Here is a 25,678-nt window from a genome sequence, read left to right on the forward strand (position 1 = left end):
TGCCGGGCACAGTCGGAGGAGGAGAAAGTGGCAACACCACCAGGCGGATCGTCTTCGGGCAACTGGTCGTACGACCCTGCCCAGGGTCACAACGACGGTTCCCAGAACCGGTACGGCTACCCCTCCGCTCCGGACCACCGGCAGCCGTACGTGCCGCAGGGCCCCGGCCCTTCGCCGTACGACCAGCCGCATGCGCCGCACCTCCAGCCCGGGCAGCCGCAGCGCCGCACCCCCGAGCCGGCGCCCGCCGGGGCGTCGAACAATCCCCTGGTGCGCCCGTACGCGATGACGGGCGGCCGCACCAGGCCGAGGTACCAGCTCGCCATCGAGGCACTGGTACACACCACCGCGCAGCCGCACCAGATGCAGGGTCAGTTGCCCGAGCATCAGCGGATCTGCCACCTCTGCCGGGAGATCAAGTCGGTGGCCGAGATCTCGGCCCTGCTGACCATCCCTCTCGGTGTGGCCAGGATTCTCGTCGCCGACTTGGCGGAGGCAGGACTGGTCGCCATCCATCAGCCCGGCGGCGACGAGAGCGCCGGCGGCCAGCCAGACGTGACACTGCTCGAAAGGGTGCTCAGTGGACTTCGCAAGCTCTAGCGGCGGTCCTTCCCGCTCTACCACTTCCGCGAAGATCGTGGTGGCGGGCGGTTTCGGCGTGGGCAAGACCACGTTCGTCGGCGCTGTCTCGGAGATCAACCCCCTGCGCACCGAGGCCGTCATGACGTCCGCTTCGGCGGGCATCGACGACCTGACCCACACCGGCGACAAGACCACCACCACGGTGGCCATGGACTTCGGCCGTATCACCCTGGACCAGGACCTGATCCTGTACCTCTTCGGTACACCCGGCCAGGACCGCTTCTGGTTCATGTGGGACGACCTGGTGCGCGGCGCCATCGGCGCGATCGTGCTGGTGGACACGCGGAGGCTCGCCGACTGCTTCCCCGCGGTCGACTACTTCGAGAACAGCGGTCTGCCGTTCGTCATCGCGCTGAACGGCTTCGACGGACAGCAGCCGTACCAGCCGGACGAGGTGCGTGAGGCGCTGCAGATCGGACCCGACGCCCCGATCATCACCACCGACGCCCGGCACCGCTCGGACGCCAAGAGCGCGCTGATCACCCTGGTCGAGCACGCCCTCATGGCGCGGCTGCGGTAGGCACGAGAGACAGCGGCTCCGCGGCTCCGCGGGATCGACGAATGTGGGGCGCTCCCTCCGGTTTTCGGAGGGAGCGCCCCACATTCGTCGTGCCGGCGCGTGCGGCGGGCCGCGCGGTGCACGACGCCGGACGCGGTGCACGAACGCCGGAAGGGGGCCCACCCGGTGCGGTGGGCCCCCTTCCCGGGGTGCTGCGTGCTCAGCGCCAGCTGTGCGGGGCGCGGAAACCCGGCTCGCGTTCGAGGCGGCGCCAGTCGGCCCTGGCGCGGCCGCGGTGGGCCTGGACGTCGGGGGCGGGGCGGGTGGCCGCGCGGGCGAGGAGGATCGCCGTGATGGCGGCGACTTCTTCGGGCCCTGCGTGGCCCTTTTCGACGCGGATGTCAGGTGTGCTCATGGGTGTCAGTCTCCCTGGGAGAGAGGTCCGCGGGGTTGCCGCGATGGGTCCGCCGGGTTACTGCGGCGGGTTGCCGTGCTTGCGGGAGGGCAGGTCGGCGTGCTTGCTCTGGAGCATCGCCAGGGACCGGATCAGCACCTCGCGGGTCTCGGCGGGGTCGATGACGTCGTCGACCAGACCGCGTTCGGCCGCGTAGTAGGGGTGCATCAGCTCGGACTTGTACTCCTTGACCATGCGCGCCCGCATGGCGTCCGGGTCCTCGGCGTCGGCGATCTGGCGGCGGAAGATGACGTTGGCCGCGCCCTCCGCGCCCATCACGGCGATCTCGTTGGTGGGCCAGGCGTAGGTGAGGTCGGCGCCGATGGACTGGCTGTCCATGACGATGTACGCGCCGCCGTACGCCTTGCGCAGGATCAGCGAGATCCTCGGCACCGTGGCGTTGCAGTAGGCGTAGAGCAGTTTGGCGCCGTGGCGGATGATGCCGCCGTGCTCCTGGTCGACGCCCGGGAGGAAGCCGGGGACGTCCAGGAAGGTGAGGATCGGGATGTTGAAGGCGTCGCACATCTGCACGAAGCGGGCGGCCTTCTCGGACGCCTCGATGTCGAGCACGCCCGCCAGCGCCTGGGGCTGGTTGGCGACGATGCCGACGACCTGGCCGTCCATCCGGGCCAGCGCGCAGATGATGTTGCGCGCCCAGCGCTCGTGGACCTCGAGGTACTCGCCGTCGTCGACGATCTCCTCGATGACCTTGGCCATGTCGTACGGGCGGTTGCCGTCGGCCGGGACCAGGTCCAGCAGGACCTCGCCGCGGCGCTCCGCGGTGTCGGTGCTCTCGACCCGCGGGGGGTTCTCGCGGTTGTTCTGCGGGAGCAGCGAGAGGAGGTAGCGCACCTCGGCGATGCACGTCTCCTCGTCGTCGTAGGCGAAGTGGCAGACACCGCTGGTCTCGGCGTGCACGTCCGCGCCGCCCAGGCCGTTCTGGGTGATCTCCTCACCGGTGACGGCCTTGACCACGTCCGGGCCGGTGATGAACATCTGTGAGGTCTCGCGGACCATGAACACGAAGTCCGTCAGGGCGGGGCTGTAGGCCGCGCCGCCCGCACACGGGCCGAGCATCACGCTGATCTGCGGGATGACACCGGACGCCTTGGTGTTGCGCTGGAAGATGCCGCCGTAGCCGGCGAGCGCCGAGACGCCCTCCTGGATACGCGCGCCCGCGCCGTCGTTGAGGGACACCAGCGGCGCGCCCGCCGCGATGGCCATGTCCATGATCTTGTGGATCTTGGTGGCGTGGGCCTCGCCCAGCGCACCGCCGAAGATCCGGAAGTCATGGGCGTAGACGAAGACCGTACGGCCGTCCACCGTGCCCCAGCCGGTGATCACACCGTCGGAGTACGGTTTCTTGGTCTCCAGACCGAAGCCGGTCGCCCGGTGCCGGCGCAGCTGCTCGACCTCACGGAAGGAACCCGGATCAAGTAGCAGTTCGATGCGCTCCCGCGCGGTCAGCTTTCCCTTGGCGTGCTGCGCCTGGGTCGCCTTCTCGCTCGGGCCGGCCAGCGCCTGCGCGCGAATCTCGTGCAGTTCGGCCACGCGTCCGCGCGCGTCGGTCGGCTCACCCGGCGCCTCATCCAAAACGGTCATGTAGTGACCTTACGAAGCTCACCCGGGAATGCGAGCCGTCGACTCCTCACAGTCTCCGGGGCGTTTTCCTGGTGCCACTGAACAGAACCGAGGCGGCATGCAGGCGTTCCGACTGCTCAGAGGGCCTCCGGCTTGTAGGGGTCCAACAAATCCCGAGACCGAGACTCCCCTCACACCCCTGCGTGGCGCGGACCTCCCGGAGCGTACGGCCCGACCCCGGCCGACGCGCCCCACGTCCGGGGATTACCGGGTCGACGGCGGTTGCCCGCCCGCGCTCCCGGGCGATCCCAGATGTTCTCCCGGGGTTCGCCCGTTCGGGTCGGTCCACCCCGCAGGGGGTAGCGGCCCGAGGGAACCGATCAGTGCCGGACATGAAGGACGGGATCGGAGGGGACCCGTCCTGAATGCCGCCGAAGGGGGAACCCTTCGCCGAACCGGTCGCGTTCCGCCCGTTCCGATGGTCCAAGCGGGAGGGTCCTCGGCATCTCCGAAAGATGTTGAACTTTAAAGGGAATAGGTCTACAGTGAGTCTCGTTGAAAGTGATTGAACGTTCAACGGGATCATTCGATTCCCCCCGTCCCCAGGAGGAACACACCATGGGCATCTTCAGCCGCAAGAACAACGCCGCCACCGCGACCGCCCCGGCCGCCGTGAACCCGGACCTGGCCGCCCTGACCGGCGACTACACGATCGACCCCTCGCACACCACCATCGGTTTCGTCGCCCGGCACGCGATGGTCACCAACGTCAAGGGCAGCTTCCAGGACTTCACCGGCACGCTGCACCTGGACGGCTCCAACCCGTCCGACTCCACCGCCAGCCTCGACGTGGTGATGGAGAGCATCGAGACGGGCAGCGCCGACCGTGACGGCCACCTGAAGAGCTCGGACTTCTTCAAGATCGACGAGTTCCCGGCGATGACGTTCCGCTCCACCAAGGCCGAAGCCCTCGGTGGGGACGACTACCGCATCACCGGTGACCTGACGATCCTCGGCACCACCAAGCCGCTCACCATCGACCTGGAGTTCAACGGCTCCGCCACCGACCCGTTCGGCAACCAGCGCGTCGGCTTCGAGGGCAAGGCCGAGATCCTGCGCTCCGAGTGGGGCCTGACCTGGAACGCGGCGCTGGAGACGGGCGGCGTCCTGGTCTCCGACAAGATCAAGCTGAACTTCGACATCTCGGCGATCCGCAACGCCTGATCCCGCCGACGAAGCGGCCTCGACCGCCGCTCCCCTGAGCGCGCCCGCCCCCGGTACCCCGTACGGGAGGGCGGGCGCTCGGCATGTCCGGACCTGACCCGGAACCGGGCGCGGGCCTGGTGTCCGGCTTCCCCCGGTGGCTCGGCGTTCAGAACCCTCCGCCGAAGTCCCCGCCCCCGCCGAAGCCTCCCACGTCTCCCCCGCCGAATCCGCCGCTGAAGTCCCCGCTGTCGAAGTCGGCGCCGGAGACGTCTCCGCCCGTGTAGCCGCCGAAGTCTCCGTACCCGGAGCCGTAGTCGGCCGCGTAGGCGGGGGCGGCCATCATGCTGCCGAGCAGCGTGCCGACGAGCAGACCGGGCAGCACACCGCCGCCGAAGTAACCACCCGCCCAGGGACCGTAGGCCGGGCCCGCCTCCCAGTAGGGGCGGCGGCCCATGTCGGTGTCGACCTCGCGGACGGCCGGGTCGTGGCCTTCGGCCAGGCGGGTCCGGTCCGCCGCACAGACCGGGACCTCCCGGTCGGTGCCGCCGGGGGGTGTCCAGACGGCGTCGGCGACCGAGGGACCGTGGCGCGGATCGAAGAAGCAGGGCGGCCTGCGCTCCGGCAACGACCGGCCCACACGGCGGGCGTCGAGCCGCGCCAGTGCGAAGCGGCCGTCCTCCACGGCCTGGGTGACCGCCCGGACGTCCTCCGGCCTGCCTGCCGCGTCCATCAGCCGCTTGGACTGCTCGTAGGAGTCCAGCGCGCGCTCGTAGTCCGCGCGCATGGCGTCGTCGGCGCCGGGCTCACCGGGGTGGAAGTCGAGCCGGTCGAGTTCCTCTCCGAACGCGGTGATGTCCTCGTCGACCACTACCCGGAGCTTCTCCAGCGCGGCCCGCTGCTCCTCCTCGTGGCGCCGCCGGTTGCGGCGGGTCACGGCGTACGCGCCCGCGCCGCCCGCCGCCAGCACCGCGCCGACGGCGATCAGTCCGCCGACCGGCGCCTCACCGCCGCCCCCGCTCCACGACGTGGGCGCCGAACCGCCGATGTTGCGCAGCGCGTCGTCGACGAAGTCGTTCAGCTGGGCCTTGGCGTCGCCCGCGCCCTGCGCGGCCGTGACCAGGTTCCCCACGCCCTGGCGGCTCAGCACGCTGCTGTCGGCGCGCGCGTCGAACTCGTCGCCGAGGCGGATGCCGTAGAGACCGGTGATGCCGGTCTCGGTACGCAGGTTCCGGAAGAGGTTCTCGGTCGGGTAGTCCTCGGGAAGAACCGCCACCAGGACGGGTTTGTCCGCGTCCTCGATCTTGTTCGCGAGGGCCTCGGCGTCCGACTCGGACAGGATGTCCGTCGCCTCGGGGTCGACGTAGACGGGACTCTCCCGCAGGGCCTCGGCCACGGTCGAGAGGTCGGTGGCCGCGCGCGCACCCGGCGCCCCGGCCATCAGGACCGCCAGCGCGGCGGCCATGGGCACGATCAGCAGGCGTACGAGGGTACGCGTCAGCGCGTCCTTCATATGTTCGAAGCTACCCGAACCGGGGCGGAAACGGGCATCGGGCCCGGCAGGGATTTTCCCCGCGCCGGCGCGGGGCCCCTGCCGGGCCCGATCCCGTTACGCCGCCGGTTCGACCCCGGCCCGCAGCAGGCCGTAGGTGTACGCGTCCTCCAGTGCCTGCCAGGACGCGGCGATGACGTTGTCCCCGACGCCCAGGGTCGACCACTCCCCCTCGCCGTCGGACGTGGAGATCAGGACCCGGGTGGTGGAGTGCGTACCGTGCTTGCCCTCGAGGATGCGGACCTTGTAGTCGACCAGCTCCAGCTTGGCGAGCTGCGGGTAGATCCGCTCCAGGGCGACGCGCAGGGCCCGGTCCAGGGCGTTGACCGGACCGTTGCCCTCCGCCGTGGCGACGATGCGCTCGCTCTTGGCCCACAGTTTCACCGTGGCCTCGTTGGCGTGGGTGCCGTCGGGGCGGTCCTCGACGATCGCGCGCCAGGACTCGACGTCGAAGTACTTCAGCTGCCTGCCCTCGACCTCCGCGCGCAGCAGCAGTTCGAAGCTGGCGTCGGCGGCCTCGTACGTGTAGCCCTTGAGCTCGCGTTCCTTGACCCGTTCCACGACCCGGCCGACCAGTTCGCGGTCGTCTCCCAGGTCGATGCCGAGTTCCCTGCCCTTGAGCTCGATGGAGGCGCGGCCGGCCATGTCGGACACCAGCATCCGCATGGTGTTGCCGACCTGCTCGGGGTCGATGTGCTGGTACAGGTCCGGGTCGACCTTGATGGCGGAGGCGTGCAGGCCGGCCTTGTGGGCGAAGGCGGAGACACCCACGTAGGGCTGGTGCGTGGACGGGGTCAGGTTGACCACCTCGGCGATGGCGTGCGAGATGCGCGTCATCTCCCGGAGCCGGCCCTCGGGCAGGACCTTCTTGGCGTACTTGAGCTCCAGCGCCGCCACCACCGGGAACAGGTTGGAGTTGCCGACGCGCTCGCCGTAGCCGTTGGCCGTGCACTGGACGTGGGTGGCGCCGGCGTCGACGGCGGCGAGGGTGTTGGCGACCGCGCACCCGGTGTCGTCCTGGGCGTGGATGCCGAGCCTGGCGCCGGTGTCGGCGAGCACCGTCGAGACCACGGCCTGGACCTGGGCGGGGAGCATGCCACCGTTGGTGTCGCACAGGACGACGACGTCGGCACCGGCTTCCGAGGCCGTGCGGACGACCGACTTGGCGTACTCGGGATTGGCGCGGTAGCCGTCGAAGAAGTGCTCGCAGTCGACGAACACCCGGCGGCCCTCGGCCTTGAGGAAGGCGACGGTGTCGCGGACCATCTCCAGGTTCTCGTCCAGGGTGGTGCGCAGGGCGAGCTCGACATGACGGTCGTGGGACTTGGCGACCAGCGTGATCACCTGCGCGCCGGAGGCGAGGAGCGACCTTACCTGCGGGTCCTTATCAGCGGTGGTGCCGGCACGGCGGGTGGCGCCGAAGGCGACCAGTTGGGCGTGCCGGAACTCGATCTCCTGCTGGGCGCGGGCGAAGAACTCGGTGTCCCTCGGGTTCGCGCCCGGCCAACCGCCCTCGATGAAGCCCACGCCGAAGTCGTCCAGGTGCCGTGCGATGGCCAGCTTGTCGGCGACCGTGAGGTTGATGCCCTCGCGCTGGGCGCCGTCGCGCAGGGTGGTGTCGAAGACGTGGAACGAGTCGTCGGGCTCTCTGGTTGCGGTCATGGTCTGAAGGCTCCTGATGTTGGATCTCGGTCTACCGGAATGACCGGTTCCACCGTCCCCCCATGGTCCCTCGCGCACGGTTTCCGGCTTCTGGTGGGCCAGGAAACAAGAAAAACCTCTCGCGGGTGCGAGAGGTCTGCGCGCGGGTCGAGGACGACGATGTCCGCCCGTATGTTGTCGTACGTGCGGTCACTGCGGACCGGCGCGCCTGCTGCCAATAATCGTGGCGAACGAGAGCACGGGGGAAGTCTGGCACAAGCCGTCCCCACGATCACCGTCCGTCTCAGGATACGGGCGCCGGGTGTCCGCTCCTCCGGGCCCGGACAGACCGCCCCCGCCGAACGGGCCGCCAGCGCGGGCGGGCCGCCGCGGACGGTGGGGTCCGGGGCGGCCCTGACGGGGCGGGCGGGAGTCAGCCCAGGGGGTGCATCCAGCCCTGCTTGTCCTCGGCCGTGCCGCGCTGGATGTCGAGCAGAGTCTGGCGCAGGCGCAGGGTGACTTCGCCGGGCTCGCCGCCGCCGTGCCGCCACTCGCCGCCGGCCCGCTTGACGGTGCCGACGGGCGTGATGACGGCCGCGGTGCCGCAGGCGAACACCTCGGTGAGGGTGCCGTTCTCGGTGTCGCGCTGCCACTGGTCGACCGAGACCCGCTCCTCGACGGCCTCGTAGCCGAGCTCGCGGGCGACGCTCAGCAGGGAGTCACGGGTGACGCCCTCCAGGATGGAGCCGGTGAGCGCGGGGGTGACGATCACGGGCTTCGAATTGGACGCAGCTCCGTACACGAAGTACAGGTTCATACCGCCGAGTTCCTCGACCCAGGTGTGCTCCACGGCGTCGAGGTAGCAGACCTGGTCGCAGCCCTTGGACGCGGCCTCGGCCTGGGCGAGCAGCGAGGCGGCGTAGTTGCCGCCCGTCTTCGCGTCGCCCACGCCACCGGGGACGGCGCGGACACGGTCCTCGGAGACCCAGATGGAGACCGGCTTCACGCCGCCGGGGAAGTAGGCGCCGGCCGGGGAGGCGATCACCAGGAACAGGTACTCGTTGGCGGGCTTCACGCCCAGGCCGACCTCGGTGGCGATCATGAAGGGGCGCAGGTAGAGGGATTCCTCACCGCCGTGCGCCGGCACCCACGCCTTGTCCTGCCCGACCAGCGCGTCGCAGGCCTCGATGAACGTCTCGACCGGCAGCTCGGGCATCGCGAGGCGGCGGGCGGAGCGCTGGAAACGCTCGGCGTTCTTCTCGGGGCGGAAGGTCGCGACCAACCCGTCGGGCCGACGATAGGCCTTCAGGCCCTCGAAGATCTCCTGTGCGTAGTGCAGGACGTGGGTCGCCGGGTCGAGGGGGATCGGCGCGTACGGGACGAGCTGTCCGTCGTGCCAGCCCCGGCCCTCGGTCCACTTGATCGTCACCATGTGGTCGGTGAAGTGGCGGCCGAACCCCGGATTGGCCAGGATGGCCTCCCGCTCGGTGTCCGAGAGCGGGTGGGCGGAGGGCTTGAGCTCGATCGTGGGCGTCGTCATGAGTGGTTGTCCTTCACCGGTTGTAGTGACGGGCCGCGTTCACGCCCGTACGGCCGGTGGCCAGTGACAGGGCGTCCGAGCATTCCCTCATTCCGCGGCTCCGCGTTCGAGTATCGCCCGGGGGCGACGGCGGAGGAAATGCGGGGTGAATGCGGCCCGGTGGTCGATGGTGGCACCCGGCGGGGACATGGGAAAGCCGCCGGGCGGTTGCGACCGGCGGCTTCGAGTGTGCGCGCCCGGTCAGCCGGCTACGCGTACGGCGAGCGCGTCGCCGATCTCGGAGGTGCTGCGCGCGGGCAGGCCGCCGCGCTCCGCGAGGTCGGCGGAGACGGCTTCCTCGATGCGGGCCGCCTCGGTGTCGTGGCCGAGGTGGCGCAGGAGGAGGGCGACGGAGAGAACCGTGGCGCTCGGGTCCGCCTTGCCCTGGCCGGCGATGTCCGGCGCCGAGCCGTGCACGGGCTCGAACATCGACGGGAACGCGCCGGACGGGTTGATGTTCCCGCTCGCGGCGACGCCGATGCCGCCGGAGACGGCCGCGGCGAGGTCGGTGATGATGTCACCGAAGAGGTTGTCGGTGACGATCACGTCGAAGCGCTCGGGCTGGGTGACGAGGTAGATCGTCGCGGCGTCGACGTGGATGTAGTCGGTGGTGACCTCGGGGTACTCCGCGGCCACCTTGTGGAAGACGTTCGTCCACAGGTGACCGGCGAAGGTCAGCACGTTGTTCTTGTGGACCAGCGTGAGCTTCTTGCGCGGGCGGGCCTGGGCGCGGGCGAAGGCGTCACGGACGACGCGCTCGACACCGTAGGCCGTGTTGACGGAGACCTCGGTGGCGACCTCGTGCTCGGTGCCCTTGCGGATGGTGCCCCCGTTGCCGGTGTACGGACCCTCGGTGCCCTCGCGGACGACGACGAAGTCGATCTCCGGCTGCCCCGCGAGCGGAGTGGACACGCCCGGCAGGAGCTTCGACGGCCGCAGGTTGACGTGGTGGTCGAAGGCGAAGCGGAGTTTGAGCAGGAAGCCGCGCTCCAGGACGCCGGAGGGCACCGACGGGTCGCCGATCGCGCCGAGCAGGATGGCGTCGTGCTGCTTCAGCGCGTCGAGGTCGGCGTCGGTGAGGGTCTCACCGGTGGCGTGGTAGCGCCGCGCGCCGAAGTCGAACTCCTTGGTCTCCAGCTTCACATCCTGCGGAAGGACGGCGGAGAGGACCTTGAGGCCTTCGGTCACGACCTCCTGGCCGATGCCGTCACCGGGAATCACTGCGAGATTGATGCTGCGAGACATGCGGGCACCCTACTCCTCGTCCCATGCTCTGACACGAGCCGTCCGGGATGCGGACACCCGCATGGAGGACGACGCGGCCCGACGCGGCTCAGTGACCGGTCGAACCGCCGTTGTCCCGACGGTCGAGGGCGCGCTGGAGGGCGGCTGCGGCGTTCTTGCGGTCGGACTCGCTCGTACGGGAAGCGTGGCGGACGCGGCGGCGGACGGTGGTCTCGGCCATGGGGAATCGACTCCTTCGACAAGCCGGGAATGCGGAGGGGGAAACGCGTCACCGGAAGGGGCGGGGAGCGGGGGCCGCAGGGATTGCCTGCACAGGGCCCGGCTCACGACCGCCATTCGCTTGATCGAGCGAGACGTTCGGCTCCTACAAAAATAAGGGCGCGCAGGGCATCTGTCTGCACAATTACTCGGACTTCCTACCATCTGAGACGGTGGATCGCATCACATCGCCGCGACCTGCGAAAACGTCGGACGGGCCAGGTCTGTACAGACCTGGCCCGTCCGACGGGGCCGCAGCAGCGGCACGGAGGTTTTCCCGGTGCCGGGGGTGTCACCCCATGTGCGGATACGTGTAGTCGGTCGGCGGGACCAGCGTCTCCTTGATGGCACGGGTCAGGGTCCAGCGCATCAGGTTCTGCGGGGCGCCGGCCTTGTCGTTGGTACCGGAGGCACGACCGCCGCCGAAGGGCTGCTGGCCGACGACGGCACCGGTCGACTTGTCGTTGATGTAGAAGTTTCCGGCCGCGTAGCGCAGCTTCTCCATCGTGTACGCGGCGGCCGCGCGGTCGTTCGCGATGACCGAGCCGGTCAGCGCGTAGTCGGACACCGCCTCCATCTGGGTCAGCATCTCGTCGTACTTCTCGGCGGAGCTGTCGTCGTAGACGTGCACGGCGAGGAACGGACCGAAGTACTCGGTGCGGAAGACCTCGTTGTCCGGGTCGTCGCACTCGACGACGGTCGGACGGACGAAGTAGCCGACGGAGTCGTCGTAGCTGCCACCCGCGACGATGGTGCAGGACGGGTCTTCCTGAGCGCGGTCGATCGCGGCCTTGTTCTTGGCGAAGGCCCGCTCGTCGATGACGGCGCCGATGAAGTTGGACAGGTCGGTGACGTCACCCATCTTGATGCCGTCGACCTCGGCGGCGAACTCCTCCTTGAACCCGGAGTTCCAGATGGAGGCCGGGATGTACGCGCGGGAGGTCGCCGAGCACTTCTGGCCCTGGTACTCGAAGGCGCCGCGGGTCAGCGCCGTCTTGAGGATCGCGCGGTCGGCCGACGGGTGGGCGACGACGAAGTCCTTGCCGCCGGTCTCCCCGACCAGCCGCGGGTAGGTGCGGTACTTCTCGATGTTGTTGCCGACCGTCTTCCACAGGTGCTGGAAGGTCTTGGTCGAGCCCGTGAAGTGAATGCCCGCCAGATCCCGGTGCTCGAGCGCGACCTCGGAGACCTCGATGCCGTCACCGGTGACGAGGTTGATGACGCCCTTGGGCAGTCCGGCCTCCTCCAGCAGCCGCATGAGCAGCACGGCGGCGTGGGTCTGGGTCGGGGACGGCTTCCAGACCACGACGTTGCCCATCAGCGCGGGCGCGGTGGGCAGGTTGGCGGCGATGGCGCTGAAGTTGAACGGCGTGATCGCGTAGACGAAGCCCTCCAGCGGACGGTGGTCCATACGGTTCCACACGCCCGGCGAGTTGGCCGGGGGCTGCTCCGCCAGGATGCCGCGCGCGTAGTGGACGTTGAACCGCCAGAAGTCGATCAGCTCGCAGGGGCTGTCGATCTCGGCCTGCTGGGCGGTCTTGGACTGGCCCAGCATGGTGGAGGCGGCGATGGTCTCGCGCCAGGGGCCCGACAGCAGTTCGGCGGCGCGCAGGATGATCGCCGCGCGGTCGTCGAAGGACATCGCGCGCCAGGCGGGGGCGGCGGCCAGGGCGGCGTCGATCGCGTCCTGGGCGTCCTGCCGGGTGGCGTTGCGATAGGTGCCGAGCACGGCCTTGTGGTTGTGCGGCTGGACGACCCGGAAGGCCTCGCCGCCGCCCATCCGCCGCTCACCGCCGATGGTGCAGGTGAGGTCGATCGGGTTGTCGGCGAGCTCCTTGAGCTTGGCCTCCAGTCGGGCGCGCTCGGCCGAGCCGGGGGCGTAGCCGTGCACCGGCTCGTTGACGGGGGTGGGGACCTGGGTCACAGCGTCCATGAGCTCCTCTTCCGAGTGAATCCCTGGCTTCGGTCCGTGGAGACCAAAACCCTGTACGTACCTTGGGTGGCGGTCAGGGCTTGACCGTCACGAGTTCGCTGCGGCGAGCGAGTGAGAAGCCCCCACGGGGGCGGAGTCACGGTGTCCGTACTCCTTGGCTTCGGACGGAACCGGGTCGGCTCAGCCGGCCGATGGGCGGTAGCTGTCGCTATCCAGCGTGCACCCGGGTGTCCACAGCTGCCGCTCATCCCTTGCTGACCATCGAGCGCATGAAGAAGCGCAGGTTCGCCGGCTTCTCCGCCAGACGGCGCATGAAGTAGCCGTACCAGTCGGTGCCGTAGGCCGTATAGACGCGCATGCGGTGGCCTTCGGCGGCCAGGCGCAGGTGCTCGTCGCCGCGGATGCCGTAGAGCATCTGGAACTCGTACTCGTCGAGCTTGCGGCCGGCGCCGCGGGCCAGTTCCTGGGCGATGGAGATCAAACGCGGGTCGTGGGACCCGATCATCGGGTACCCCTCGCCCTCCATCAGCGTCCGCAGGACGCGCACGTACGCCTTGTCGATCTCGTGCTTGTGCTGGTGGGCGACCTCGGCGGGCTCCTTGTAGGCGCCCTTCACCAACCGTACGCGACTGCCGTCGGCGGCGAGGCGGCGCGCGTCGGCCTCGGTGCGGAAGAGGTACGCCTGGATGACGCAGCCGGTCTGTGGGAAGTCCTTCCGCAGCTCCTGGTGGATGGCGAACATCGAGTCGAGGGTGGTGTGGTCCTCGGCGTCGAGGGTGACGGTGGTGCCGATCGCGGCGGCGGCCTCGACGACCGGGCGGACGTTGGCGAGTGCCAGGTCGTGGCCGCCGGGGAGCGCCTGTCCGAACATCGACAGCTTCACCGACATCTCGGCGCGGGTGCCGAGCTCCAGCGGTGCGAGCCGGCGGATCAGTTCCAGGTAGGCGTCGCGGGCGGCGGTGGCCTGGACGGGGGTGGTGATGTCCTCGCCGACGACGTCCATGGTCAGTTCGAGGCCGTTGCCGGTGAGCTCCTGGATGACGGGCAGGATCGCGTCGACGGTCTCCCCGGGGATGAAACGGTCGACGACCTGCTTGGTCACCGGGGCCGCCGAGATCAGGCGTCGCATCCGGTCGCTGCGCGACGCGGCGAGAATCACGGGACCCAGCACGGGGCACCTCCACAAGCTACGAAATGTCCGCTGCCCGACGTTTCGGGTACGACACGGGGAACCACCGTGAAACCTAGGGATCCGTTCGATCGTGGGCCATCGACAGCTGTCACGCATCCGCGCCACTGATCTCAGACAGTTGTATGAAGGCTGCGCGGTTCTGCGGGACAATGCGGAGGTGACGTCGGAATACAGGGGTGACTACCAGGAGCTGGTGGACGAGATCTCGGAGCTGCTCGGCGCTCCGGCGACCCTGGAGAGCCGTGACTTCGAGCTGATCGCCTTCGGCGCGTACGACAGCGAGGGTGACCTCGATCCGTCCGCGCTGGACCCGGTGCGCACCCGCTCGATCCTCACCCGCCGCTCGACGGCCGCCGTCCGGGCCTGGTTCGAGGGTTTCGGCATCACCCGCGCGAGGGGTCCGGTCCGCATCCCGCGCACTCCGGAGGCGGGCGTGCACCGGGGCCGCATCTGTCTGCCGGTACGCCACAAGGGTGTCGTCCTCGGCTACGTCTGGCTGCTGGACTACGACCCGGGCCCCTCCGAGGGGCAGCTGAGCGCGGCCATGGGCGTGACGGCCCGGATCGGGGCGCTGCTCGCCGACGAGGCGCAGCACGGCGCGGACCTGACCCGCGAGCTGCGGGCCGTCCTCGGCGCGGAACGCGACTGGCAGCGCGACATGGCGGTCGCCGAACTCCGTACCGCCCTCGGCGGCCGCGCCGGCGGCCCGCACATCATGGTCTGCGTGGCCCCGTGGCCCTCCGCCGACCCCGACGACGCCCCGTCGGTCCGTACGGTGCCGGGCGCGACGGCGCTGTGCACTCTGCCGTGGGGGGAGACCGACCTGTCCCTGGCCCTGCTGCTGCGGTTGCGCGCGTCCGACGTGCTGACCCCGGCGACGACGGCCGCCTCGCGGCTCCTGGAGCGGGCGCACGGGAGCGGCCCCGGACACCGGGACGGGGCGGTCGGTGGCCGGGAGGGCCGGGGCGCCCGTTCCGGTCCCGCCGTGGCCGCCGGGATCGCCGCACCCCGCGCCGGCCTCGCCGAACTCGACGTCGCCTGGGGCGAGGCGTCGGCGGCGGCCCGCGCCGCCCTGGCCGAGCCCCGGTTCGGCCCGGTCGCCCGCTGGGCCTCGATCGGCCCCTACCGGCTCCTGACCGCGCTCCCCGCACGGGCCGCCCACGACCCCGTCGTCGGCCCGCTGCTCGCCCCGGCGCACCGGGGCCTGGCCCGCACCGCCGAGACCTACCTCGACTGCGCGGGCCAGGCCGGCCGCGCGGCCGCCGAACTGGGCGTCCACCGCCAGACCCTGTACTACCGCCTGTCCCGCGTCGAGCAGCTCACCGGCCTCGACCTGGACGACGGCGAGGACCGGCTCCTGCTGCACATGGCGCTGAAGGCGCACCGCCTGTGATCACCGGGAGGCCGGGCGGCGCCGGGTGGCGGCCTCGGGCACCCGGCGGAGGCCGGCGGTGAGCCGCACCGGGCGCGGTCCGCGGGTCGAAGGTCCACTGGGCGATGAGCCCCGCCCTCGGGGTCACGTAGAGCATGCCGACGGTGTCGGCGGTCTCGTCGCAGACGCCTTCCTCCCGGCCCCGGCGGCGGGGCCGGCGTCGGTGACGCTGCGGGGAGACCCCCGTGCGGGCCGAGGAGGCCGCGGTGGAAGCTGCCGTCCGAGACCCGCGCGAAAGGCGCCGGGCGGCCGAGACGGTTCTCGGTCGCCCGGCGCCTTTCAGACCGGACCGGGGCCCGGGAGCGGAGCTCCCGGGGACGGCGGGCTCAGACCAGCTCCACCGAGCGGGCGGACGTCGCGCCGATCTCCGCCGCGACCTCGGCCAGTACCACGGAGGGGACCGTGTCGTCGACCGTCAGGATCGCGAGGGCCTCGCCGCCGACCGCCGCGCGCGCGACCTGCATACCGGCGATGTTGATGCCCGCCTCACCGAAGATCCGGCCCACGGTGCCGACGACACCCGGACGGTCCTCGTAGCGCAGCACGGCCATGTGGTCCGCGAGCGCGAGGTCCACGTCGTACTCGCCGACCGCGACGATCTTCTGGACGTTCTTGTGCCCGGCCAGCGTGCCGGAGACCGCGATCTCCTCGCCGTCGGCGAGGGTGCCGCGCACGGTGACCACGTTGCGGTGGTCGGCCGACTCGGAGCTGGTGGTCAGCCGCACCTCGACGCCCCGCTCCTGGGCGAACAGGGGCGCGTTCACGTAGGACACCGTCTTGTCGACGACATCCTCGAAGACGCCCTTGAGCGCGGAGAGCTCCAGCACCTTCACGTCGTGCTGGGTGATCTCGCCGTACACCTCGACGTCGAGGCGGACCGCGACCTCACCGGCGAGCGCGGTGAAGATCCGGCCGAGGCGCTCGGCCAGCGGCAGGCCCGGCTTGACGTCCTCGGCGATGACCCCGCCCTGGACGTTCACCGCGTCCGGGACCAGCTCACCGGCGAGCGCGAGACGCACCGAGCGGGCGACGGCGATACCGGCCTTCTCCTGGGCCTCGTCGGTGGAGGCACCGAGGTGCGGGGTGCACACGACCTGGTCGAACTCGAAGAGCGGGGAGTCCGTGCACGGCTCCTTCGCGTACACGTCCAGGCCCGCGCCGGCGACGCGGCCCTCCTTGAGCGCCGCGTACAGCGCCTCCTCGTCGACGATGCCGCCGCGCGCGGCGTTGATGACGCGCACACCCGGCTTGACCTTGCGCAGCGCCTCGTCGCCGATCAGGCCGAGCGTCTCGGGGGTCTTGGGCAGGTGGACGGTGATGAAGTCGGAGACCCCGAGCAGCTCGTCCAGCGACAGCACCTTGACGCCCATCTGCGCGGCCCGCGCGGGCTGTACATAGGGGTCGTAGGCGACGACCTTCATGCCGAAGGCGGACATGCGCTGCGCGACGAGGGCGCCGATCCGCCCCAGACCCACGACGCCGAGGGTCTTCTCGGCGAGCTCGACGCCCGTGTACTTGCTGCGCTTCCACTCGTGGTTCTTCAGCGCGGCGTTGGCCTGCGGAATGTTGCGCGCGGTGGCGATGATCAGACCGCAGGCGAGTTCCGCGGCGGTCACGATGTTCGAGGTGGGGGCGTTGACCACCATCACGCCGGCCTTGGTGGCGGCGGAGACGTCGACGTTGTCCAGGCCGACTCCGGCCCGCGCGACGACCTTGAGCTTCTTCGCGGCGGCGATGGCCTCGGCATCGACCTTGGTGGCCGAGCGGATCAGGATCGCGTCCACTCCGGCGATGGCGGGCAGGAGTTCCGCCCGGTCCGCGCCGTTGCAGTGGCGGATCTCGAAGTCCGGGCCGAGCGCGTCCACGGTCGCGGGCGACAGCTCTTCGGCGATGAGTACGACGGGTTTCGAGCTCACGTGAGTCCTCACATGTCCATTGCGACGGCCGTCCCGACGGCCGCATGCGGTGGAGGGGAGCGGCGCCGGGGTGTGCCTGCATTCCTCGGTGTCGCTTAGCCGCGTGGAAGACGCACGACGCTGTGGGCCTGACGCGTATGTTTCAGCAGTGTAGTGGCGCCGGGGCGTCGTCCTGCGTCACTGCGGACGGACTCATCCGGAAGTGGCCGGACAGGCCTGCCAACGAAGAATCCAGCCCCTGTGGCGTGGGAGATACGGGGTGTGGGGCAAAGCCTCCGCGACGGCGCCCGCAGGGTCATGGCCCGGGCGCGGCACCGTCGCGGAGCGCTCGGCTCACGCCTCTTCGTCGACCCAGCTCATCAGCTTGCGCAGCTCCTTGCCGGTGGTCTCCAGGAGGTGCTCGGAGTCCTGCTGCTTGTACTCGTTGTACTTCTTCAGGCCGCCGTGGTACTCGTCCATCCACTGCTGGGCGAAGGAGCCGTCCTGGATCTCGGCGAGGATCTTCTTCATCTCGGCCTTGGTGGCGTCGGTGATGATCCGCGGGCCGGTGACGTAGTCGCCCCACTCGGCGGTCTCGGAGATCGACCAGCGCATCTTCTCCAGGCCGCCCTCGTACATGAGGTCGACGATCAGCTTCAGCTCGTGCAGGCACTCGAAGTAGGCGATCTCCGGCTGGTAGCCCGCCTCGGTCAGCGTCTCGAAGCCCGCCTTGACCAGTGCCGCGGTGCCCCCGCAGAGAACGGCCTGCTCACCGAACAGGTCGGTCTCGGTCTCCTCGGTGAAGGTCGTCTTGATGACTCCCGCGCGGGTGCCGCCGATGCCCTTGGCGTACGACAGGGCCAGCGCGAAGCCGTTGCCCGTGGCGTCCTGCTCGACGGCCGCGATGCAGGGAACGCCGCGGCCCTCCTCGTACTGGCGGCGCACCAGGTGGCCCGGGCCCTTGGGGGCGACCATGCAGACGTCCACGCCGGCCGGCGGCTTGATGAAGCCGTAGCGGATGTTCAGGCCGTGCCCGAAGAACAGGGCGTCGCCGTCCTTCAGGTTGCCCTTGATGTGCTCCTCGTAGACCTGGGCCTGGATCGGGTCCGGGACGAGGATCATGATGACGTCGGCCTCGGCGGCGGCCTCGGACGGGGTCACCACGCGCAGGCCCTGCTCCTCGGCCTTGGCCCTGGACTTGGAGCCCTCGTGCAGACCGACGCGCACGTCGACGCCGGAGTCGCGCAGCGACAGGGCGTGGGCGTGGCCCTGGCTGCCGTAACCGATGACCGCGACCTTGCGGCCCTGGATGATGGACAGGTCGGCGTCGGCGTCGTAGAACAGCTCGGCCACTTTGGGTTCTCTCCTTGTGTGCGGGTGTCGCGTCCCACCGTATGACGGTGAGGGGACGGGAAGTTTTGGAGTCTCGGAATACGGGCGGCCGGGTTGTCGCCGGCCGCCCGTTTGCCGGTCTTACGCCGACCGGTCGAGAGCGCGCAGCGACCGGTCGGTGATCGAACGGGCACCACGTCCGATCGCGATCGTGCCGGACTGGACCAGCTCCTTGATGCCGAACGGTTCCAGCATCTTGAGCATGGCGGACAGCTTGTCGCTGCTGCCGGTGGCCTCGATGGTGACGGCCTCCGGGGAGACGTCCACGGTCTTGGCGCGGAACAGCTGGACGATCTCGACGATCTGGGAGCGCGTCTCGTTGTCGGCGCGCACCTTCACCAGGACGAGTTCGCGCTGGACGGCCTGTGCCGACTCGAGTTCGACGATCTTCAGCACGTTGACGAGCTTGTTGAGCTGCTTGGTCACCTGCTCCAGCGGGAACTCCTCGACGCTCACCACGATGGTGATGCGGGAGATGTCGGGGTGCTCGGTGACGCCGACCGCGAGCGAGTCGATGTTGAAGCCGCGGCGGGAGAACAGCGCGGCGATCCGGGCCAGGATGCCGGGGGTGTTCTCCACCAGGACGGAGAGCGTGTGCTTGGACATGATCTCTTGGGTCTCTCTCGCTCAGTCGTCTTCGTTGTCGCCGAAGTCGGGGCGGACGTCGCGGGCGGCCATGATCTCGTCGTTGGAGGTGCCGGCGGCGACCATCGGCCACACCATGGCGTCCTGGTGGACGATGAAGTCGACGACGACCGGGCGGTCGTTGATCGAGTTCGCCTCCTCGATGACCTTGTCGAGGTCCGCCGGGTCCTCACAGCGGATCGCGTAGCAGCCCATGGCCTCCGACAGCTTGACGAAGTCGGGGACGCGGGTGCCGGCGCTCTTCTGCGTGGCCGGTCCCACGGCGGAGCCGCCGTTCAGATCGGCGGGGGCGCCGTTCGGCTCGATGGGGCCGGAGCCCAGCACGGTGTTGGAGTACCGCTGGTTGTAGAACAGGGTCTGCCACTGGCGGACCATCCCGAGGGCGCCGTTGTTGATGATGGCGACCTTGATCGGGATGTTGTTCAGGGCGCAGGTGGTGAGTTCCTGGTTGGTCATCTGGAAGCAGCCGTCGCCGTCGATCGCCCAGACGGCCCGGCGGGGCTGTCCGGCCTTGGCGCCCATGGCCGCCGGGACGGCATAGCCCATGGTTCCGGCGCCGCCGGAGTTCAGCCAGGTGGCGGGCTTCTCGTACTGGATGAAGTGCGCGGCCCACATCTGGTGCTGGCCGACGCCCGCGGCGAAGATCGTGTCCTCGGGCGCCAGTTGTCCGATGCGCTCGATGACCTGCTGCGGGGAGAGCGAACCGTCCTCGGGCTGGTCGTAGCCCAGGGGGTAGGTGTCGCGCCAGCGGCTCAGGTCCTTCCACCAGGCGGTGTAGTCGCCCCGGTGGCCCTCGGCGTGCTCCTTCTGGACGGCCTGGACGAGGTCGGCGAGGACCTCGCGGGCGTCACCGACGATCGGCACGTCGGCGGCGCGGTTCTTGCCGATCTCGGCCGGGTCGATGTCGGCGTGGACGATCTTGGCGTACGGGGCGAAGCTGTCCAGCTTGCCAGTGACGCGGTCGTCGAAGCGGGCTCCGAGGGCGACGATCAGGTCGGCCTTCTGCAGCGCGGTGACGGCGGTGACCGCACCGTGCATGCCCGGCATTCCCACGTGCAGCGGGTGGCTGTCGGGGAATGCGCCGAGCCCCATCAGGGTGGTGGTGACGGGAGCTCCGGTGAGTTCCGCGAGGACCTTCAGCTCGGCCGTGGCGTGGGCCTTGAGGACGCCGCCGCCGACGTAGAGGACCGGGCGCTTCGCGGAGGTGATCAGCTTGGCGGCCTCGCGGATCTGCTTGGCGTGCGGCTTCGTGACGGGCCGGTAGCCGGGCAGGTCCATGATGGGTGGCCAGGAGAAGGTGGTGCGCGCCTGGAGGGCGTCCTTGGCGATGTCCACCAGCACCGGGCCGGGCCGGCCGGTGGCGGCGATGTGGAAGGCCTGCGCGATCACCCGGGGGATGTCCTCGGCCTTGGTGACCAGGAAGTTGTGTTTGGTGATCGGCATGGTGATGCCGACGATGTCCGCCTCCTGGAAGGCGTCCGTGCCGATCGCCTTGGAGGCGACCTGGCCGGTGATCGCGACCAGCGGCACGGAGTCCATGTGCGCGTCGCCGATCGGGGTGACCAGGTTGGTGGCGCCGGGACCCGAGGTCGCCATGCAGACGCCCACCTTGCCGGTGGCCTGCGCGTACCCCGTGGCCGCGTGACCGGCGCCCTGCTCGTGCCGGACCAGGACGTGGCGCACCCGGGTGGAGTCCATCAGCGGGTCGTAAGCGGGAAGGATCGCACCGCCGGGGATGCCGAATACCGTGTCGGCGCCGACCTCCTCGAGAGAGCGAATGAGGGACTGCGCGCCCGTGACGCTCTCGGGGGCGGACTGCTGTCCTCCGGATCGGGGCCGCGGCTGCGGATGGGCCCCGGTGGCCTGCTCGGTCATCGGCTTCTCTTCTCGATGCTGAGGGTTCTTGCGAGGTTCGTGCGGTGTGTGCGGGCAGTGCGGCAGGTGCTGGTGCAACAAAAAACCCCTCGTGCCAAAAGGCAATCGAGGGGAGCGCGCCGGGCGGGGACGTTGAGCAGTCGATGCTCAGCGTCAGCCGACGCGCTTTCCAAGTACGAGAATTCGGGTGCGCATGGCATTGACCCTCCCCCGGCGCACACCGACTGTCAAGTGGGTGGGACGGGCGTCTCATCATGTGAGCGCAGGGTCGTGTCGCCTCTGAGCATGGTGGCGACCCCCGACGCGTACACGCCGGAGCCACCACCCACGAACGCGGGTTCGACCGGTCCGTGCGGCGCCGGACAACGGCCGGCGCCGAGTGCCCTGCGCAGCCGGTACTCGTCCAGGGGTCCGGAGAAGGCCATGCCCTGCCCGTGCGTGCACCCCATCGCGCGAAGGGCGACGACCTGCTCGGGCAGGTCCACCCCGTCGGCCACGGACTGCATACCGAGGTCACCGGCGATCCGCAGCAGCCCGCTGGTGATCTTGTGCAGCCGCGCGGACTCGACCACGCCCTCGACCAGGCTGCGGTCGAGTTTGAGCACGTCGACGGGGAGCCGCCTGAGAGCGGTGATCGCCGCGTAGCCGCTGCCGAAGCCGTCCAGGGCGATCCGGACGCCGACCCGCCTGAGGGCGGTCAGGCGGCGCTCCAGCTCGTCCAGGCAGACCCGCGGGTCGGTTTCGGCCACCTCGACGACCAGCGAGCCGGAGGGCAGTCCGTGCCGGGTGAGCAAGGCCTCGATCGAGCCGAGCGGCAGCGAGCGGTCCAGCAGCCGGCGGGCGCCGAGCCGGACGGTCACGGGCACCGACACCCCCGTCGCATGCCGTTCGGCGGCCTGCTCGACCGCTTCCTCCAGCAGCCATCGGCCCAGCTCGGCGGTCTTCTCGCTGTCCTCGGCGACACGCAGGAACTCCGCGGGGGTGAACAGCACGCCCTGCGCGGAACGCCAGCGCGCCTGCGCGCAGACCGAGGTGATCCTGCCGTCCTCCAGGGACACCACCGGCTGGTGCAGCAGCGCGAACTCCCCGTCGTGCAGCGCGGCGCGCAGCCGGGTGGCCAGCTCCGCCCTGCGGACGACGTCCTGCTGCATCTGCGGCCGGTACAGCTCCACCCGGCCCTTGCCGCCGGCCTTGGCCCGGTACATGGCGAGGTCCGCGTTGCGCAGCAGTTCACCCGCGCCGAGGGCCGGTTCGGCGAAGGCGACACCGATGGAGGCGTTGACCCGGACATCGTTGCCGTCGATGAGGTAGGGCTGGGACAGGGTCGCTCTGAGACGGTCGGCGAGTTCCAGGATGTGCCGCTCGCGGGCCTCCCGGTCACGGGCACCGTCGCCCACGATCAGGGCGGCGAACTCGTCGCCGCCCAGCCGGGAGGCGGTGTCGCCCTTGCGGACAGCGTCCCGGAGTCTGCGGGCGGCGTGGATGAGCAGCTCGTCCCCGGCCTGGTGGCCGATGGTGTCGTTGACGGCCTTGAAGCCGTCGAGGTCGATGAAGAGCACAGCCGTGCCCCTGAGGGCGGTGCCCCGGTCGGAGGCGCGGCGGCCGGACAGGGCCTGCTGGACGCGCCGGGTGAACAGGGCGCGGTTGGGCAGGTCGGTCAGCGGATCGTGTTCGGCGCTGTGCTGGAGCTGCGCCTGCAGGCGCACTCTCTCGGTGACGTCCCGGCTGTTGAAGATGAGGCCGCCTTGGTGCCGGTTGACGGTCGACTCCACGTTCAGCCAGCCTCCCCCACCGCCGGAGCGGAAACGGCACTCGATGCGCGTGGTGGGTTCCTCGACGGGGCTGGCGGCGAGGAAACGGCGTACCTCGTGCACGACGCAGCCCAGGTCCTCCGGGTGGATGAGCTGCGCCAGTTCCGTACCCACCAGCTCCTCCGCGGGACGGCCGTACACCCCGGCGGCGGCCGGAGAGACGTAGCGGAGCATGCCGTTGGGCGCGGCGATCATGATGACGTCGCTGGAGCCCTGCACCAGGGAGCGGAAGTGGTTCTCCTTGTGCGCCAGTTCCTGGGTGAGGGTGATGTTGTCGAGCAGCATGATGCCCTGGCGCACGACGAGTGCGAGCACCACGGTGCCACCGGTGAGCAGGACCACGCGGTCGACGCTGCGGCCGTTGAGGACGGTGTAGAGGATGCCCAGGGTGCACACCGCCGCGGCGAGGTACGGGGTGAGCGCGGCGAGGGAGCCGGCGATGGGCCGGGAGACCGGATAACGGCCGCGCTCACCACCGGGCGCGGGGGGAGGGTGGTGGCCGGGTCCGCCGCGCTGTCCGGGCAGGTGCTCGCGCACCACGCGCGTGTGCCCCTCGTCCTCGGACCGGCCGCTCCTCGGTCCGGTCCAGGGGGCGTACGCCAGGAGCAGTGAGCCGGCGAACCAGCCCGCGTCGAGCAGCTGTCCCGAGCGGTAGGTGTCGTGCAGCAGCGGGGAGGTGAACACGGCGTCACACATCACGGTGAGCGCGAGCGCGCCGATCGCGGTGTTGACCGCGGAGCGGTTCACCGCCGACCGCCGGAAGTGCAGCGCGAGCACCATGCTGACCAGGGCGATGTCGAGAAGCGGATAGGCCAGGGACAGCGCGGTGTGCGCCACGTCCTCACCGCCGGCCTGCGCGGCCTGGGCGAGCGCGAGGCTCCACGCGAGGGTGAGCAGGGAGCCGCCGATCAGCCAGGCGTCCAGTCCCAGACAGACCCAGCCGGCCTTGGTCACGGGCCGTTTGGCGAGCACCAGCAGCCCGACGATGGCGGGTGGCGCGAAGCACAGGAAGAACAGGTCCGCGTAGCTGGGGCTGGGCACGGGCAGCCCGAGAACGACCTCGTACCACCCCCAGACCAGGTTGCCCAGGGAGGCCATGGCGGAGGAGATACCGAACAGCAGCCAGGCGGGCCGAAAGCGGGTGCGGCGGCCGCGCGCGTAGAGGAAGCAGGACACGGCCGCCGCGGCCGCGGCGGCGCTCAGCCCGAAGTCACCCATGATCAGAGCAAGGTGATCCGATCCCCAGCCGAACGCGGCCCCCAGGGCATAGACCGCGCAGACGAAGGCCAGGACGAGCTGCGGGACCAGGTCCGACCGGCGCTCCACGGCCGTCGGGCGGACCGGCATCGCCTCCGGGGCGGGCTGCGTCCGCACCGCCCCGTCGAGGGTGGACGTGGAGGCCGGCGCGCTCACCGGTCCCTCCCGGTCCGCGCTGCCCCCGCGTCCCCCGTGCCCCTCGGGTACCCCGACACCCCCGCATCCTCCGGGTTCCGGGGCGCGGGGCGGGCCGGGCGCCCGCTGGGGTGATGGCCGCGGTGGTGAAGTCCGTGAAGGCCGCCGCCGGAGCGGTCGCTGCTCCGGGTGTGGTGGCCGTCGTGGTGCCCTCGGTTGCGCGCGGTCGTGCGCCAGGGTCGCCGACGGCGGCTCCGTCGCGTCGGATCGCTCGTCCATAGGCCGTGCATCGCCCGTCGCCCCCCTCACAGTCTGCAATGTCAATCCCCCGCGCCGATCGGTCAGCGGCGCAGCCCCTGTCGGGACGATACACCAGTCTCGTCACTCAGGGACATAGCTTCTCTACTCTCCGTGACGACCGCCTGGCGTACGAGTACCCACCGCACCCGGGGAGTCGCGGACAGTGCTCGAAGCGGACTACGCGCTTGCCGCCCCCGTCACCAGGATCACGTTCCTGAGCTCCTCCTGGTTCAGGAAACGGGTCAACTGGTCCACCAGCAACCGCTCGGCGCGCGGCCGGAAGGCGGAGGTGGGTCCGCCGGCGTGCGGGCTGATGAGGACGCCCGGTGCCCGCCACAGGGGGTGTTCCGCGGGAAGGGGTTCGGGATCGGTGACGTCGAGGGCCGCGGTGATGCGGCCGCTCTCCACCTCGGTGAGCAGGGCCGAGGTGTCGACGACGGGCCCCCGCGCCATGTTCACGAGCAGGGCGCCGTCCTTCATCCGGGCCAGGAATCCGGCATCCACGAGGTGCCGGGTGGACTCGGTCAGCGGGGTGGAGAGGACGACGACGTCCGCTTCCGGCAGCAGCGAGGGCAGTTCGGTGAACGGATGCACCGGGCCGCGCGCCGTGGTGCGCTCGGAGCGCGCGACGCGCGCCACCCGCGCGAGCTCGAACGGGGCGAGCCGGTCCTCGATCGCCTCGCCGATCGATCCGTACCCCACGATGAGCACGTTCCGGTCGGCGAGCGCGGGCCGGAATCCACCGAGCCACTCCCCCTTCTCCTGCGCCCGCACGAAATCGGGCAGGCCCCGCAGTGAGGCCAGGATCAGGGCGAGCGCCAGCTCCGCCGTGCTCGCCTCGTGCACACCGCGCGCGTTGCACAGCCGCACACCGGGGCGCAGGTGCCGCAGGCCCGGCTGCACGTGGTCGATGCCGGCGGACAGGGTCTGCACGACCCGGACGGAGCTCATCAGCGGCAGCGGGCGCACCCCGATCTCGCTGGGCTTCATGTACGGCACGACGTAGAACGCGCAGTCGGCCGGGTCGGCGGGGAAGTCCTCGGCGCCGTCCCAGAAGCGGTACTCGGGCCCCTCGGGAAGGCCCTCGATCTCGTCCGGCGGAATGGGAAGCCATACGTCAGCGGTCATGGCCAGGAGGCTATGTCAGGGGCGCACGG

19 protein-coding genes and 1 pseudogene are annotated in these 25,678 nt (G+C 70.4%); 4 read left to right on the forward strand and 16 right to left on the reverse strand.

What is annotated here, in order from left to right:
• Positions 1–27: 27 nt before the first annotated feature.
• Entirely contained in the window at positions 28–600 is a 573-nt protein-coding gene (locus WJ438_RS12745; RefSeq protein ID WP_406725342.1) for a DUF742 domain-containing protein, read from the forward strand.
• Entirely contained in the window at positions 581–1,162 is a 582-nt protein-coding gene (locus WJ438_RS12750; protein ID WP_406725343.1) for a GTP-binding protein, read from the forward strand. The genes WJ438_RS12745 and WJ438_RS12750 overlap by 20 nt, the downstream gene beginning before the upstream one ends.
• Positions 1,163–1,361: 199 nt before the next feature.
• Here WJ438_RS12750 and WJ438_RS12755 read toward each other — a convergent pair whose 3' ends face one another.
• Together WJ438_RS12755 and WJ438_RS12760 are read right to left on the reverse strand one after the other, a co-directional pair.
• A complete protein-coding gene (locus WJ438_RS12755; RefSeq protein ID WP_406725344.1) occupies positions 1,362–1,556 on the reverse strand; it encodes an acyl-CoA carboxylase subunit epsilon in 195 nt (64 codons plus the stop codon).
• Between the two features lie 57 nt (positions 1,557–1,613).
• Positions 1,614–3,197 (reverse strand): acyl-CoA carboxylase subunit beta, encoded by a 1,584-nt coding sequence (locus WJ438_RS12760; RefSeq protein ID WP_406725345.1) that lies wholly within the window; start codon positions 3,195–3,197, stop codon positions 1,614–1,616.
• Between the two features lie 597 nt (positions 3,198–3,794).
• Between WJ438_RS12760 and WJ438_RS12765 the strand changes: the two genes are divergently transcribed.
• Positions 3,795–4,400 carry a YceI family protein gene (locus WJ438_RS12765; RefSeq protein WP_406725346.1) on the forward strand — a complete coding sequence of 202 codons (606 nt, stop codon included), beginning with the start codon at positions 3,795–3,797 and terminating at the stop codon, positions 4,398–4,400.
• A gap of 148 nt (positions 4,401–4,548) precedes the next feature.
• Here WJ438_RS12765 and WJ438_RS12770 read toward each other — a convergent pair whose 3' ends face one another.
• The 7 genes from WJ438_RS12770 to WJ438_RS12800 all read right to left on the reverse strand — a co-directional run bounded on the left by WJ438_RS12770 (position 4,549) and on the right by WJ438_RS12800 (position 13,758).
• Positions 4,549–5,892, reverse strand: a complete 1,344-nt coding sequence (locus WJ438_RS12770) for a hypothetical protein (protein ID WP_406725347.1) — start codon at positions 5,890–5,892, stop codon at positions 4,549–4,551.
• Positions 5,893–5,988: 96 nt separating this feature from the next.
• Positions 5,989–7,593: a citramalate synthase gene (gene cimA / locus WJ438_RS12775; protein WP_406725348.1), complete on the reverse strand. Its 1,605-nt coding sequence runs from the start codon at positions 7,591–7,593 to the stop codon at positions 5,989–5,991.
• 412 nt (positions 7,594–8,005) lie between these two features.
• Positions 8,006–9,112, reverse strand: a complete 1,107-nt coding sequence (locus tag WJ438_RS12780) for a branched-chain amino acid aminotransferase (RefSeq protein WP_406725349.1) — start codon at positions 9,110–9,112, stop codon at positions 8,006–8,008.
• 240 nt (positions 9,113–9,352) lie between these two features.
• The gene (locus tag WJ438_RS12785) at positions 9,353–10,396 is read right to left on the reverse strand and encodes a 3-isopropylmalate dehydrogenase (RefSeq protein ID WP_406725350.1); all 1,044 of its coding nucleotides are present in this window, start codon (positions 10,394–10,396) and stop codon (positions 9,353–9,355) included.
• 88 nt (positions 10,397–10,484) lie between these two features.
• The gene (locus WJ438_RS12790; protein WP_095534071.1) at positions 10,485–10,616 is read right to left on the reverse strand and encodes a hypothetical protein; all 132 of its coding nucleotides are present in this window, start codon (positions 10,614–10,616) and stop codon (positions 10,485–10,487) included.
• 330 nt (positions 10,617–10,946) lie between these two features.
• The gene (gene pruA / locus WJ438_RS12795; RefSeq protein ID WP_406725351.1) at positions 10,947–12,587 is read right to left on the reverse strand and encodes an L-glutamate gamma-semialdehyde dehydrogenase; all 1,641 of its coding nucleotides are present in this window, start codon (positions 12,585–12,587) and stop codon (positions 10,947–10,949) included.
• Positions 12,588–12,831: 244 nt separating this feature from the next.
• On the reverse strand, positions 12,832–13,758 hold the full coding sequence (locus WJ438_RS12800; RefSeq protein WP_406725352.1) for a proline dehydrogenase family protein: 927 nt from the start codon (positions 13,756–13,758) through the stop codon (positions 12,832–12,834).
• Between the two features lie 178 nt (positions 13,759–13,936).
• Here WJ438_RS12800 and WJ438_RS12805 point away from each other — a divergent pair, with 178 nt between their 5' ends.
• On the forward strand, positions 13,937–15,172 hold the full coding sequence (locus tag WJ438_RS12805) for a PucR family transcriptional regulator (RefSeq protein WP_406725353.1): 1,236 nt from the start codon (positions 13,937–13,939) through the stop codon (positions 15,170–15,172).
• Here WJ438_RS12805 and WJ438_RS12810 read toward each other — a convergent pair.
• From WJ438_RS12810 to WJ438_RS12840, 7 genes and pseudogenes are all read right to left on the reverse strand, one after another.
• Positions 15,173–15,353: pseudogene (locus WJ438_RS12810) on the reverse strand (TetR/AcrR family transcriptional regulator); the annotation flags it as partial. It lies immediately after the preceding gene.
• Between the two features lie 184 nt (positions 15,354–15,537).
• The gene (serA, locus tag WJ438_RS12815) at positions 15,538–17,127 is read right to left on the reverse strand and encodes a phosphoglycerate dehydrogenase (protein ID WP_406725354.1); all 1,590 of its coding nucleotides are present in this window, start codon (positions 17,125–17,127) and stop codon (positions 15,538–15,540) included.
• 333 nt (positions 17,128–17,460) lie between these two features.
• On the reverse strand, positions 17,461–18,459 hold the full coding sequence (gene ilvC, locus WJ438_RS12820; protein WP_406725355.1) for a ketol-acid reductoisomerase: 999 nt from the start codon (positions 18,457–18,459) through the stop codon (positions 17,461–17,463).
• A gap of 120 nt (positions 18,460–18,579) precedes the next feature.
• Positions 18,580–19,104 carry an acetolactate synthase small subunit gene (gene ilvN / locus WJ438_RS12825; protein WP_406725356.1) on the reverse strand — a complete coding sequence of 175 codons (525 nt, stop codon included), beginning with the start codon at positions 19,102–19,104 and terminating at the stop codon, positions 18,580–18,582.
• Positions 19,105–19,125: 21 nt separating this feature from the next.
• On the reverse strand, positions 19,126–21,018 hold the full coding sequence (locus WJ438_RS12830) for an acetolactate synthase large subunit (protein ID WP_406725357.1): 1,893 nt from the start codon (positions 21,016–21,018) through the stop codon (positions 19,126–19,128).
• Positions 21,019–21,245: 227 nt separating this feature from the next.
• Positions 21,246–24,242 (reverse strand): putative bifunctional diguanylate cyclase/phosphodiesterase, encoded by a 2,997-nt coding sequence (locus tag WJ438_RS12835; RefSeq protein ID WP_406725358.1) that lies wholly within the window; start codon positions 24,240–24,242, stop codon positions 21,246–21,248.
• A gap of 456 nt (positions 24,243–24,698) precedes the next feature.
• Positions 24,699–25,649 (reverse strand): 2-hydroxyacid dehydrogenase, encoded by a 951-nt coding sequence (locus WJ438_RS12840; protein WP_406725359.1) that lies wholly within the window; start codon positions 25,647–25,649, stop codon positions 24,699–24,701.
• Positions 25,650–25,678: the final 29 nt, after the last annotated feature.

The organism is Streptomyces sp. GD-15H, from assembly GCF_045291515.1.
Classification (GTDB): Bacteria; Actinomycetota; Actinomycetes; order Streptomycetales; family Streptomycetaceae; genus Streptomyces.